The sequence below is a fragment of the Aerococcus sp. BD502 genome (genome assembly GCF_057919555.1).
In genome coordinates, this window is sequence record NZ_CP147972.1 from 840,001 (window position 1) to 854,182 (window position 14,182).

General features: G+C 49.7%; 8 protein-coding genes and 2 rRNA genes (1 of these 10 cut by a window edge). 3 read left to right on the forward strand and 7 right to left on the reverse strand.

The features are described 5' to 3' along the window. The 7 genes from WF803_RS03915 to WF803_RS03945 form a co-directional block, all read right to left on the reverse strand. A 23S ribosomal RNA gene (locus tag WF803_RS03915) occupies window positions 1-42 on the reverse strand (it extends 2,856 nt beyond the left edge of the window). A 210-nt stretch (window positions 43-252) separates the two neighbouring features. Continuing rightward, window positions 253-1,801: ribosomal RNA gene (locus WF803_RS03920) — 16S ribosomal RNA — on the reverse strand. Together the 16S and 23S rRNA genes form the textbook arrangement of a ribosomal RNA operon. 458 nt (window positions 1,802-2,259) lie before the next feature. Further along, window positions 2,260-2,793 (reverse strand): peptide-methionine (S)-S-oxide reductase MsrA, encoded by a 534-nt coding sequence (msrA, locus tag WF803_RS03925; RefSeq protein WP_489611806.1) that lies wholly within the window; start codon window positions 2,791-2,793, stop codon window positions 2,260-2,262. A gap of 66 nt (window positions 2,794-2,859) precedes the next feature. Continuing rightward, the gene (serS, locus tag WF803_RS03930; RefSeq protein WP_489611807.1) at window positions 2,860-4,152 is read right to left on the reverse strand and encodes a serine--tRNA ligase; all 1,293 of its coding nucleotides are present in this window, start codon (window positions 4,150-4,152) and stop codon (window positions 2,860-2,862) included. A gap of 717 nt (window positions 4,153-4,869) precedes the next feature. Continuing rightward, on the reverse strand, window positions 4,870-6,360 hold the full coding sequence (locus WF803_RS03935; protein WP_489611808.1) for a serine hydrolase: 1,491 nt from the start codon (window positions 6,358-6,360) through the stop codon (window positions 4,870-4,872). A 23-nt stretch (window positions 6,361-6,383) separates the two neighbouring features. Further along, the gene (locus WF803_RS03940) at window positions 6,384-7,523 is read right to left on the reverse strand and encodes a sensor histidine kinase (protein WP_489611809.1); all 1,140 of its coding nucleotides are present in this window, start codon (window positions 7,521-7,523) and stop codon (window positions 6,384-6,386) included. 775 nt (window positions 7,524-8,298) lie between these two features. After that, on the reverse strand, window positions 8,299-8,991 hold the full coding sequence (locus WF803_RS03945; RefSeq protein WP_489611810.1) for a response regulator transcription factor: 693 nt from the start codon (window positions 8,989-8,991) through the stop codon (window positions 8,299-8,301). Window positions 8,992-9,338: 347 nt separating this feature from the next. On the opposite strand from WF803_RS03945, the gene WF803_RS03950 reads away from it, so the two are divergent. The 3 genes from WF803_RS03950 (at window position 9,339) to WF803_RS03960 (ending at window position 13,876) form a co-directional block, all read left to right on the forward strand. Next, on the forward strand, window positions 9,339-9,470 hold the full coding sequence (locus WF803_RS03950; RefSeq protein WP_489611811.1) for a hypothetical protein: 132 nt from the start codon (window positions 9,339-9,341) through the stop codon (window positions 9,468-9,470). Beyond that, window positions 9,467-12,025 (forward strand): carboxymuconolactone decarboxylase family protein, encoded by a 2,559-nt coding sequence (locus tag WF803_RS03955; RefSeq protein WP_489611812.1) that lies wholly within the window; start codon window positions 9,467-9,469, stop codon window positions 12,023-12,025. The genes WF803_RS03950 and WF803_RS03955 overlap by 4 nt, the downstream gene beginning before the upstream one ends. A gap of 159 nt (window positions 12,026-12,184) precedes the next feature. Further along, window positions 12,185-13,876 (forward strand): IS1182 family transposase, encoded by a 1,692-nt coding sequence (locus WF803_RS03960; protein WP_489611813.1) that lies wholly within the window; start codon window positions 12,185-12,187, stop codon window positions 13,874-13,876. Window positions 13,877-14,182 lie beyond the last annotated feature (306 nt).

The window sequence follows — 14,182 nt, forward strand, 5'->3', positions numbered from 1 at the left end:
CTAGTGCCAAGTCATTCACCGTACGCCCTTATTCACTTAACCAATGGTTAAGGGTGTATAATTCGCGAAAAGTTTATTAAAAAACTCTTTCGGTTTTACTCTTGGTAAAATTGGATTTTCTTAACGCTCTCGCTCCTGTGAAACGAGGCGTTAAAACTTACAGTATTCAGTTTTCAAAGACCAAGTTGAGAGATGACCTCTCAAAACTAAACAAAGAGCGTTCCGGTGTATTCCGATTTTTTATATCCTTAGAAAGGAGGTGATCCAGCCGCACCTTCCGATACGGCTACCTTGTTACGACTTCACCCCAATCATCTGTCCCACCTTCGGCGGCTGGCTCCAAAAGGTTACCCCACCGACTTCGGGTGTTACAAACTCTCGTGGTGTGACGGGCGGTGTGTACAAGACCCGGGAACGTATTCACCGCGGCGTGCTGATCCGCGATTACTAGCGATTCCGACTTCATGCAGGCGAGTTGCAGCCTGCAATCCGAACTGAGAATGGCTTTCAGGGATTCGCTGGCTCTTGCGAGTTCGCAGCCCGTTGTACCATCCATTGTAGCACGTGTGTAGCCCAAGTCATAAGGGGCATGATGATTTGACGTCATCCCCGCCTTCCTCCGGTTTGTCACCGGCAGTCTCGTTAGAGTGCCCAACTAAATGCTGGCAACTAACAATAAGGGTTGCGCTCGTTACGGGACTTAACCCAACATCTCACGACACGAGCTGACGACAACCATGCACCACCTGTCACTCTGCCCCCGAAGGGGACCACTAATCTCTTAGTGTAACAGAGGATGTCAAGACTTGGTAAGGTTCTTCGCGTTGCCTCGAATTAAACCACATGCTCCACCGCTTGTGCGGGTCCCCGTCAATTCCTTTGAGTTTCAGCCTTGCGGCCGTACTCCCCAGGCGGAGTGCTTAATGCGTTAACGGCGGCACTGAAGGGCGGAAACCCTCCAACACCTAGCACTCATCGTTTACGGCGTGGACTACCAGGGTATCTAATCCTGTTTGCTCCCCACGCTTTCGAGCCTCAGTGTCAGTTACAGACCAGAAAATCGCCTTCGCCACTGGTGTTCTTCCATATATCTACGCATTTCACTACTACACATGGAGTTCCATTTTCCTCTTCTGCACTCAAGTTCCTCAGTTTCCAATGACCTTCCACGGTTAAGCCGTGGGCTTTCACATCAGACTTAAGAAACCACCTGCGCTCCCTTTACGCCCAATAAATCCGGACAACGCTTGCCACCTACGTATTACCGCGGCTGCTGGCACGTAGTTAGCCGTGGCTTTCTGGTAAGATACCGTCAAGACGATAGCAGTGACTCTATCGTTTGTTCTTCTCTTACAACAGAGTTTTACGATCCGAAGACCTTCTTCACTCACGCGGCATTGCTCCGTCAGGCTTGCGCCCATTGCGGAAGATTCCCTACTGCTGCCTCCCGTAGGAGTCTGGGCCGTGTCTCAGTCCCAGTGTGGCCGATTACCCTCTCAGGTCGGCTATGCATCATCGCCTTGGTGAGCTTTTATCCCACCAACTAGCTAATGCACCGCAAGGCCAGCGATAAGTGACAGCAAAGCCGTCTTTCAACCTGAAGTCAGGTGACTTCAAGTATTATGGGGTATTAGCACCCGTTTCCGGATGTTGTCCCCCGCTTATCGGTAGGTTCCTTACGTGTTACTCACCCGTCCGCCGCTAACGTCCGGGGTGCAAGCACCCCTTCAGTTCGCTCGACTTGCATGTATTAGGCATGCCGCCAGCGTTCGTCCTGAGCCAGGATCAAACTCTCATGAAAGAAAGATTTTGATCAGCTCAAAATTTACTGACAGTTTTTTGTCTTGTCTAGACTTGAATTGTTAGGATTTGCCTAAAGCAAATTCCCTACACATTTGGTTCGTCTCTTTGTTCAGTTTTCAAAGGTCACTTGCCAAGTTGCCTTAGCAATAAAAACAGCGCCAATGTGACGCACTTATATAGCTTAGCAACTATTGGTCGGCTTGTCAAGCCTTTTTTCAGGAAATTTTCTTTCCCTCGCGACAAAAACTATATTAGCATGTCTGGGGAATCTTGGCAAGCCCTTTTTAAGAGAAAAAATTAAAATGTTGCTAAGCCGACACTCCAGAATAAGTCCAAGGCCAATATGTTGTAGTTAAAATGACTTATGACCTACTAGATCTAGGTCAAAAAGAGTGCATTGAGCAGGAAAAAATTTTTAAAAAAGCGTGACTCAAAAGTGAAGTCACGCGTGTCAACTTACTTATCATGAGACCAGTGCGCCTCGATAAAGGCTTGGCGCCCCGAACCGCGCCGGTAGCGCTCGTAATGGTCGGGATTTTTCTGGTAGTAGTCTTGGTGGTAGTCTTCGGCGGGGTAGAAGGTCTGAGCGGGCTCAATGGCTGTCACGATGGGGCCATCATAGCGGCCGCTAGCTTCTAATTCGGCTTTTGACGCTTCTGCCAAAGCTCGTTGCGCTTCGTCATGGTAGAAAATGACCGGCCGGTAAGAACTCCCACGGTCGACAAATTGCCCGCTAGCGTCGGTCGGATCGGTTTGCTGCCAGTAGACCGCTAGCAATTTCTCGTAACTGATCACATCGGGGTCATAGGTAATCTGCACGGCTTCCGTGTGGCCCGTCTCCCCCCGGCACACTTCCCGGTAGGTCGGATTTTTGACATGGCCGCCCGTATAGCCAGAGACCACGCTCAAAACGCCCGGCCACGTGTCAAAGGGCTTCACCATACACCAAAAACAACCCCCCGCAAATGTCGCCAATTTTTCCTTACTCATATTAAGCCTCCTCACTCTCTTTCTTCCATTATAAGAAGGCCTACCCCGGCCTATAAAGCAAGCTGTTTAGCCCAGCGCATTCTCCGGGGTGATCGCCGTCACGCCGCCCATGTAAGGCACCAATACCTCAGGGATCGTCACACTACCATCCGCATTTTGGTAATTTTCCAAAATGGCCGCAACCGTTCGCCCGACCGCCAGGCCAGAACCGTTTAATGTATGGGCCAAGGCCGGCTTGCCGTCTTCCTTCCGATAGCGAATCATGGCCCGCCGTGCTTGGAAGTCCTCCGTATTGGAGCAAGAGGAAATCTCCCGGTAGGTATCCTGGGCCGGCAGCCAAACCTCAATATCATACGTCTTCGCCGCACTAAAGCCCAAATCTCCTGTACACAAAATGATGCGCTGGTAGGCCAAGCCCAATTTCTCTAAAATGTTCTCTGCATTTCGTGTCATCTTCTCCAACTCGTCATAAGAATTCTCCGGCTTGGCAAATTTCACCATCTCCACCTTCTGAAACTGGTGCAGGCGGATCAAGCCGCGCGTATCCCGGCCAGCCGACCCCGCCTCACTCCGAAAGCAAGGCGAGAGCGCCGTTAATTTCACCGGCAGCTCCTCACCCGGAATAATGCTCTCGCGGTAGTAATTCGTCAACGGCACCTCCGCCGTCGGAATCATCGTCAAATCGCGCGCATCGTGTTCAATCTGGAAGACATCCTCCGTAAATTTCGGGAACTGGCCCGTCCCATACATGGCCGCGTCCCCCACCAAATACGGCGTCAGCATCTCCGTGTAGCCTTCTTTCAAGTGCTCGTCTAACATAAAGTTCGCCAGTGCCCGCTCCAAACGCGCACCCAGCCCCTTATAATAGACGAAACGTGAACCGGACACCCGGCCACCCGTCGCAAAATCCAAAATCCCCAAGTCTTCGCCCAGTTCATAATGGGCCTTAGGGGGAAAGGAAAATTCCGGCACCGACCCGTGCTGGTGGAGCACCACATTATCGTCCTCATCCGCCCCCTCCGGCACATCGTCGTGGGGCAAATTGGGCAGGCGGTCCAGTAAATGCTTCACCTCCGCTTCCACCTCACGCAATTCCTCGTCCAAAGCACTAATCTTATCGCCCACTGCCCGCATTTTTTCAATCGCCGGCTGGGCATCTTTTTGCTGGCGCTTCAAAGCCCCAATCTCTTTGGAAGCCGCGTTCCGCTCGTGCTTTAAATCTTCCGTCTCCACTAAAATTTCCCGGCGGCGGCGATCCTTCTCGGCAATCGTCTCCAAAGTCTCCGGCGCCACCCCGCGTTTTGCTAATTTTTCCTTCACCACATCCAGATCATGGCGAATCGCTTTAATGTCTATCATAATATCCTCCCTTAATTTTTCCCACAAAAAAAAGTCCCTCATTAAGGGACGACGTGGGCTCTGCGCGGTACCACCCTCCTACAAGCCAAGCTTGCACTCTGGGGCTAACGGACCGGCCGGCCTACTCCTCGCAGGCATCATGGATGTGGATTCAATGGGGATTTTATGTGCTCGCACCCGCCGCACACTCGCTGAAAAAATCGGACCACCTACTCGTCACCCAGCTGTTTTAAACGTATCAGTATTTATAATATTATACCCCAAAAGAAAACCCACCGTCAAGGCAAAGGGTGTAAGTCGCCGATCAGCTGAGGCCTGAGTTGACAAAAGGAAGCGAAACTCGACCAGCAGGCGGAATCACTGGAAAAATAGGATACGAATCCACCAAAGTCTCCACTGAGTTGACTTTTGCGGGTGGTTCTGGCGTTAGCCAGGTTCATTCGCAAAAGTAACGCAAGTGCAGAGACTGGTGGTGAGTTCAACTAAAGGAAGGTTCTGCCTTAGGGCAGGTTCTTCGCTTTAACGTAACGCAAGCATAAGAAAGTGAACATCGAAAAAATGGGTGGTTGAGTTGATGGTCAAATAGAAGGTTCTACCTGAAAGGTAGGTTCTTCTGTTTGTCATAACGCAGACCCCCATGCGATGTGAACTGGACTACCCTCAGGCGCGAACCCAACTAAAGAAAGCGAAACTCGACCAGCAAGCAGGACCACCCCATCAGGACCCTGCTGGCCCAGTATTAAAGGTCTGCTGGAACTTTTCCCAGACCTTATCCAGCAGATTATTCATGCGATTGGTGACGCGAAGAACGAAGGGGAGTTCCTCCACATTTTGGGAAGGCACCAGGCTGGACACCAGCTCCAAGGGCTGGCCCTGGCGATTGCTGACGAAATCGAGCTGGGTTTTCACGTGGTTCACAGGCTGATCCGTCGCTAAAGGAGCCTCCACCTGCAGCTTCCCATTAGGCGCATAGGAGAATTTTTCCGTGGGCCTCTGCCAGACCTCCGCTTCAAAATGCTGGCCGTTGGGGAGAAAAACACCCTGGTCTTCCCCATAAACCAAATCCACGTTCGCCCGCATGCCCTGGTAAATTTGAATGTTGTCCCGAGACAAGTAAACCTCCCCTTGCTTCACCAAGGGCACCCAGGTCAACTCCTCATCCAAGGCATCGATCAGGCGCCCCGTTTCCTGGTACAACTGATCATGCGTCCCCGCCCCCAAGGACACCAGTAAAATTTTCCGGCCCGAGATTTCCACCTCCGACACCAAACAGTAGCCCGCTTCCTGTTCCGTGCCCGTCTTCACTCCCGTAACGCCAGCCCGCGCGTACAAGCCGTCCGGCAGAAACTCATTGGAATTCCTCGCCAAAAGCGAATTTTGATCGTCCACCGCAAAGTCCACGTGTGTTAAACACATCCGCTCGCGCAAATTGGGATATGTCTTAAGCAAATGCTGCACCAGATCAAGTAAGCCACTCGCGGTCAGTTTATTTTCCTTGCGGTCCTGCTTTTTGATATCGCCTAAGCCATAATCGGTATTAATGCCCGAAGCCGTATACATTTCGTAATCTTTCAGCCCTAATTCATCCAATTTATCGCGCATGAGCTGGACAAAGCCGGCCTCATCCGGCGCCAAGAGTTCCCCCAAAGCCACCGTGGCGGCATTCCCCGAGCTCACTAGCACCGCATCCAATAATTCATCCACCGTATAGCGGTCCTTAGACGCCACGAGCGGCACATTGGAGAGGTCCGGTTCCCTCGACAAAGCTGCCACCTCCGGGCTCACCGGCACTTTCGTATCTAGGGTAATTTTTCCATCCGCCAAGGCATCCTCAAGCACATAAACCGCCAGCAATTTCGTAATGGAAGCAATCGCATGCAATTGGTCGCGCTCATGGGTAAATAACAACTGGCCGCTCTCCTCATCCATCGCTGCTACGACCGGTAACTTCAGGCCCAATTTCCGGTAAAGGTGCGCACTAAATTTCTCGATATTTTCCGCACCCGACAGGGGAGCGAGCTTCTGTTGGCCCCCATGCACGTCATTAGCCATCAGCTGCTCTTCAGTGGCCGACGCCCCACCCGTCCCCTCTTCACTCGCCAAAGCGGGTGTGGCCAGATTGAAGAAACACAAAACAAGCCCAAGCCAAAACCAACGCCCGGCCTGGGCTAGGCCTTGATAGCGAATTTCTCTCGAACTCCTTGTCATCCCCAAATATCCTCCCGTATTGCTTACTGCTGCTTCCCATCTTCCACCGGACCCGCTTTCGGCAGTTCCATGATAAAACGCGTGCTCACGTCATCCGATTCCGCCCAAAGCTTCCCCTGGTGCAGGTAGACAATGCTCTCCGTAATCGCCAGGCCCAAGCCACTGCCCGTTGCCGGCTCACTGCGCGCCTTATCCCCCCGGTAGAAGCGCTGGAATAATTGATTGAGTTCTTTCGGCGGAATTTTAGTCCCGTCATTTGCCACCGTAATCCGGACCATTTTCCCCGCCGGCGCCACCGTCACGCGCACAAATTTTCCCTTGCCCCCATATTTAAAGGCGTTGGTGATTAAATTCATAAAAGCCCTCACCAGTTGCTCAGGGTCGACCGGAATCGTCACGTCATCATCCGGTGGAGCGACCAATTCCAATTCCCGGCCCGCTTCCGCCGCTTCCATCTCAAACTCCACCAAAAGCTGCTCCAAGAGGCGTACCAAGCTCACATTGCTCACCGACAAGCTTGCGTCGTAGTGGCTGACCGTCGTGTATTCGAACAAATCATTCACCATCCGCTGCATCTGCTGAGCCTTCGTGTAGGCAATCTGAACGTAATGGTCATGTTGCTCGGGACTATCGTACATGCCGCCTGACAGCAAGCCCAAGTAGCCAATAATCGACGTCAAAGGGGTGCGAATATCATGACTCATATTAGCGATCAATTCGTCTTTGGACTGTTCAATACGCCGCTCCTCATCCATGGCCTCCACCGCATTATCAACCAGGCGATTAATGGAATCCACAATGGGCTGCATGCTGGAGAGATGGGTGTCGGCAATGGTGTACTCATAATGCCCTTCGCTCACATAACGCAAGTCGCGCAAAATATTTTGCAACTGCACTGAGCGGTAGCGCCGGTAAATCCGCCAAAACACAAAAGCCAAGCCCAAGGCCAGAAACACCAGCGTGTAGCCTAGGAAAAAATTCTCCTGGAAATTCGGATCTAAAATCACCACATAGCCTTGCATGGACAACAGTCGCCCGTAAAAATAGTCGTAAGCCATCAGCAAAATAAACATCGTGCCAAAGTAAGCCATCAGTAAAATCGCCAGCCACACCAAGGCTTCCAACACTAATTCAATCAGTAAACGGCGGTAACGACGATTCATGAGGGCTCCTTTCTAGGCTTTTAAACAGGCTGAAATGAGGAAGAAGCGACAAGGCTGGTGCTGCTTCCTTAGTCAAGGGGCTTGGGACCGGGCCCCACGCCATTTTAAACGATAAAAGAAAAGTAATTGGAAAAAAGCTCGGCATCTGTCCTCTAGCGGGTGCTAAAAGTGAGCTTTTCTCCGTTTTTTGACAGGCATCTTGTCGTGGCTTTTTTGTAGGCGAGCTTATGGGACTTGTATTTTGAAGTAACATCCCGGTAGTGGCTGCTTTTAAGTTGAGCTTGCGCCTCAGCTAATCGGCGACTCACACCTTGGAGTTGAACTCACCACCTGCCCCGTCGCTTGCGTTACTTATTAGAACGAACCTGGTCGAGACCAGAACCGTTCTAATAAGTCAACTCAGCGGGGGCAAGCGGTGGATTCGTATCCTGGAGTTGAACTCACCACCTGCCCCGTCGCTTGCGTTACTGCTTTGAATGAACCTGGCTAAAGCCAGAACCCTCCTGTAGTCCAGCTCAAGCGGGAGGGCGAGGCCTCCACTTCGACAAAACGCTTGAGACATTGCTTCGCCGTCTCAGCACGTTTTGCCTCCAGTGATCCTGCCCTCTGATCCGCTTTCGCTTCCTGTTGTTAACTCGACGAGGGCTATCGTGGTTCGCAGCCTGAGTTGCGCTCACCACGGCCCCGACACCTGCGTTACTTTTAGGAGGAACCTGGCTAAAGCCAGAACCCTCCTAAAAAGTCAACTCGGTTGGGGCTATCGTGGTTCGCAGCCTTATTTATGATCGATAATTTTATAGCCGACGCCCCAGACGGTGGTGATGACTTTGTCGCCGCCGGTTGCTTCTTCGATTTTTTCGCGGAGGTGGCTGACGTGAACCATGACAGTTTTGGCGCTGACGAGGGCGTCTTGCTGCCAGACGCGTTCAAAAATTTCATCGGCGCTGAAGACTTCGTTGGGGTGGCTGGCGAGGAGGTATAAAATACCAAATTCCAAGGCGGTGAGCTGGATGTATGCGCCTTCATTGGTAATCACCTCATGGGAACTTTTATTAATGCTCAAAGGGCCAATCTTAATAGTATCTTTTTCGTCAGGGGTTTCCCGGTCGATGCGCCGCAGCAGAGTTTTCACGCGTGCCATAACTTCCAATGGATTGAAGGGCTTCGTCACGTAATCATCCGCCCCCGTAGTTAAGCCAGAAATCTTATCCATATCGCTCGACTTCGCGCTCAAGAGGAGAATCGGCAAATCCACCTCCCGACTACGCAATTCCTTCAGCACGGTCAGGCCGTCCTTTTCAGGCATCATAATATCCAAAATCATCAGCGCAATATCGGGATGCTCAGCTATTTGCTGCATGGCTTCGTTGCCGTCAAAAGCTTGCAGCACCTCGAAATTTTCACTGTGGGCATAAATAGTGAGTAACTCAACAATTTCCTTATCATCGTCAACAATTAAAATTTTCATGAGTTGACCTCCTAAAAATATCTATACAACCCTTATTCTACCAAACAATCCCCAGCAGGGAGGAAAGATTTACTTTTCTTTCGTTAAAAAAGACTTAAAAAGAAGCAGCCCACTTCTCCAGGAAAGGCCAGAGAGGTAAATACCACCTACTTTCCCCCAAATAGTACCAAAGCTTGCCCAAAATTACTACCAGAATCTGCCACCAAGACAATTTCCCCCATCATTTCTTCCATAATATTCCGTCATCTTAAACTTTGCCAAGCCAAAAGATTGACCATCTGCCCTGGAGGCCTTGATTGCCAGTCGATAGAAGCCTTGCAGTTCTAACTATTGATTTGTAAGTGTCTTTGCATCGTGCTAAACTAGAAGTGACTTTAGGGAAGGGGGATGAGGCGCCCAAACATCCGATGGCGATAGGCAAGAAGGCGGGCGGTGGGACGCCTGGAATTCTTGCAGGTATTATTGAGGAGGAAACATGAAAAAACAAGGAAGCGAATTTAAGAAACGCTTATTAGTCAGTTTAGCGGTTTTGAGTGCCGGTGCTGTAACAACACAGATCATCAGCCCCTCCGTAGCCGCCGCCGAAAAAACGGACGACGAGCTCTTCATGGAAGAAATGAGCCAGGCGGACGAGCTGCTAGACAAAGTCAACATTGAAAAGCTTGACGATGAGAATAGCCAAGCGAACGGGGAAAATACCAGTGCTGAAGCGGATAATACCGCGGACACTGACCAAAAAGAAACGACTTCAGACGAAAAGCAAGCTGACGCTAAAGTCGAAGCCAGTCGCCCGATCGATTGGAAGGCTGTCCAAGCCCAGGATGACGCCCAATTGGCCGCCTTAAAACACCTGATTCCCGATACCGTCAAAAGCCGTTTGGACGAAGAAGAAAAAGCCCTCCAACCGGGTAAGCTTTCCACCACGCAAAAAAACTACATTGCTTTGGCAGTCGGCTTACGGGAAAATAGTGATGCAGCCATCGCCCGCTATGCCCAAAACCTTGTTAACTTAGGCGTTCCCCGCCAGGAATTCGCGGATGTACTCGCTAAGACGATCGGCATGGGCGGCAACTTAACCGTTCCCTACGCTGGCAAAGCCTTAGACGCTTACGACCAATTCAAAGCCGAAAGCAAGGTTGAAACGAAGAAATACCAGCCGCTCACGGAACAACAATTAGAATTCATCGCCATTGCTATGGCCAGCCAAGCCGACTGTAACGGCTGCCGGAACTACCACAGCCAAGTCTTGAAGAACTGGGGCACCAGCCGCGAAGAATTAGACGAAGCCCTCGCTGTTTATCACATGCTCGGTGGCGGACCCGCTGGCCCACGGAATGAAAAGACAACCCATATTTTCGACAAAAAAGCCAAAGAAACCTTAGAGAAAAAAGACGTCAAAGCGATTGAACACCAAGCCGAAGCCCTCAAATATGCGAAGAGCTTAGGCAAGCGGACTTATGGCTATGTGGACTGGGTCAGCCTCGCTAAGCAAAGTGATACGATTTTCAAAACCTTACAAGGTCTCGCCGCTGACGCCACCAATGGCCGCCTTGAAAGCGCCAAAAAAGTCTTCAGCGACGGTGCCATGTCCGCTAAAGACAAGCACTTTACGGCCTTGGCCTTAGCCGTCCGGGAAAATCATGATTTAGGCATTGCCCAACACACCCAAGCTCTCTTAAAACTGGGAGCCTCCCGCCAAGAACTCGCCGACATGCTCGCCAAAACCATCGGCATGGGTGGGAATTTAGCCATGTCCTACACCGGTAAGGCTCTAGACGCTTACGAAACCTTGTACCGGGCCAATGAAAAAGCTTGGAAGATTGACCAAACGAAGCCCTCTGGCCTCAATGCCAAAGAACAAGAACTGATTGCCATCGCTATGGCTGCCCAAGCCAATTGCGACACCTGCCGGAACTACCACAGCCAGCAACTCGTGAATGCGGGCGCTACTTTAGCAGAAGTCCAAGAAGCCCTCAGTGTCTACAAGCAAGTCGGCGGTGGCCCTGCTGGCGTGCGTGCTGGTTTAACCGAAGACGTCTTCAAAACTAAAACCGCCGAAGCCGATAAAGTGGTCAGTGCCGAACAATTAAAGGCTGATCAACATAAAACACCAAAATTTGATGCCGACAAATTAACGGTCGGCCAGGTGAAACGCGTCAGCAGCCAACGTGACTGGGTGCGCGAACTCGGCCTTTACCAACATCAAGTAGAAAATCTCGGTGGCCAAATTCCTGAAACGATCAAAGCACAAATTGCAGCCACCAAGAAAGCCTTCCAAAAGGACGCCTTATCCGTCAAGGAAAAGCATTTCATCGCTCTCGCCGTAGCCGCCCGGGAAAATAACCCCGGTGTCATTGCCAAGCATGTCGATGAACTCTTGAAACTAGGCACCACGCAAAAGGAACTCGCCAGTGCCCTCCCCACCTTCCTCGGCATGGGCGGCGACTTCATGGCTTTGACCAGTGGGCAAGTCTTAGAGGCTTATGACGCCCTGCTCGCTAACAATGCCAAAGCTTATCCACAAATTGACCAGAAAAAAGCCGCTGTCTTGAGTGCGAAGGAACAAGAGCTTATTGCGATCGCCATGGCCACTCAAATGGAATGCCATACCTGCATGACCTACCACAACAATAAATTGCTAGACGCCGATGCCACGAAGGAGGAAATTTTAAGCGCCCTAGAAACCTACCATCAAATGGGGGGTGGCCCCGCTGGCCCTCGCCTCCAGCAAACCGTAGAAATTCTAGACAAACTAATCGCCGAACGCAAAGAAGAAGGCAGCCAGCCAGGCGAAGAGAAGCCAGGCGAAGAGAAGCCGGGTGAAGAAAAACCAGCTGAAGACAAGCCGGGTGAAAATAAACCAAGTGAAGTCAAGCCAGACGAAGACAAACCAGGTGAAGATAAACCAGGTGAAAACAAGTCAAGTGCTAGCGCAGCTAAAACTCTCCCTCAAACGGGAGCCGGCACCAGTATCGCCCTCGGCCTCTTGCTCTTCAGTAGTGGGGCAGCCCTCTTCCGCCGTCGCCAAGATTAGCTTACTTGCCCGAGGGGCTGGGAAAAAACTCAGTCTCAGAATATAAAAAACGCATCAATTTATTTCGAAAATAAATTGATGCGTTTTGATATTTTATAAAGACAAAGCGAGTTCCAAGCCTTATAATAAAAGGTAAGCAAACCGAAGGAGGAACTCGCTTTGTATCAAAATTATACCACAATGGAAACAGCTTTAACACTAAAATTAGATTTTACGATTCCTGAGGACCATGAAGCTCGGCTGATCAGCCGATTTGTCGACTCGATTCCTACGGAAATTATTCTGGAAGACACTTCTCATACGGGACGTCCTGCTTTTCATCCAGCAATGCTATTAAAGATGTGTTTATTTGCCTATAGTCGATCAACGTTTTCAGGTCGAAAAATTGAACGAATGAATGAAGAATCTATTCCGATGAAATGGCTAACGGGCGATACCCCAGTTTGCTACAAGACAATCAATAACTTTCGTTCAAGCGAACATGCCTCGAACTTGATCAAGTATGCTTTTATCCTTTTCACCATGCTGCTGAGGGACAATGGTTTAATCCACCCAGAGGCTTTATTTATCGATGGGACAAAAATTCAAGCGGATGCGAACATCTATAGTTTTACTTGGCGAAGAGCGATTGAACGCTATGAAGCGAAGCTCAATGAAAATGTTTCGAGTTTATATGAGGAACTTATTCAAACGAATGTCGATATCGCCTTGACCGAAGAAGAATTAACGACTTCTGATGGGATTGAAAAAATTATTGCGTGTCTTGATGAAGCAATCGAAGAGGTTGAAAGCAAAATTGAAAATGAGACGACCATTCCTAAAGGAGGTTCTCGACACAAGCGACGTCGTCGCACGCTTAAAAAGCACCGGAATCGATGTATGAAGGATTTCTTACCCCGAAAACAGAAATACGAGGAAGCAAACGCACGATTTAATGGCAGAAACAGTTTTTCAAAAACGGACCCCGATGCCACCTTTATGTGTATGAAAGAAGATCCCATGAAAAATCGGGAGTTAAAGCCTGGCTATAATCTCCAAGTTGCTTCAAGTCATCAATATATTATTGACTTTGATATTTTCCCGAACCCTACCGATACGCGCACCCTCATTCCGTTTTTAAAAACAATCCCAACGCTTGATCTGTTCCAATATATTGTTGCGGATGCGGGTTATGGGAGTGAAGAGAATTATATGGCGATTATCGATGACTTTGAGAAAGTCCCTTTGATTCCTTACGGAATGTATCATAAAGAACAAAGTAAAAAATATCGAAACCAATCCAAGCATCGTGAGAACTGGCACTATCATGCGGCTGAAGATTCCTATACGGATTTAGATGGCGTTCATTTTAGTTTTTCATATTATCGTACGCGAAAAGATAAAAAAGGTTTCCAAAGACAGTTTAAAGTCTATCAAGCCGATACTGAACAAATGGATGAGCGTTTAAATGAGCTTGCGAAAACTCCGACAGGACGTCAGCGCCAGACGGCGGTCAATCTTAATTGGGAATATTTTAAGCACCAAGCAAAAGAGAATTTAGAAAGCACACCTGGAAAAGAAATCTATGCGCAACGTAAAATTGACATAGAGACCGTTTTCGGACGGATGAAAGGTGTCTTTGGTATGCGCAGAACACATGTGAGAGGCAAACAAAGCGTGTATAATGATATCGGAATGATGCTGATGAGCATGAATTTAACGAAATTAGCCCTTAAAGCTCGGCGAAGAGCAGAAGCTCTTCGTAATCATTTCTCTAAAAGTAAAAAATGCACTGAAGGAATCCAAATATGGATAACTTCAATGCATTTTTTATTATTTAGGGCGACTTATTTCCCAGCCCCTTTTTCTTAGCAAAAAACCCCGGGTGCTTCCCGAGGTATTGCTGATTGGGAGGTTATCAGCCTTCATCATAAAGCAAACGGTGGATTCGTAGCCTGGAGTTGAACTCACCACCTGCCCCGTCGCTTGCGTTACTGCTTTGAATGAACCTGACTATCGTCAGAACCATTCTAAGCAGTCAACTCAGCGGGGGCAAGCGGTGGATTCGTATCCTTTAGTTGAACTCACCACCAGTCTCTACACTTGCGTTACTTTTGCGAATAGGCCTGGCTAAAGCCAGAACCACCCTGTAGTCCAGGTCGACCAGGCAGGCTGGAC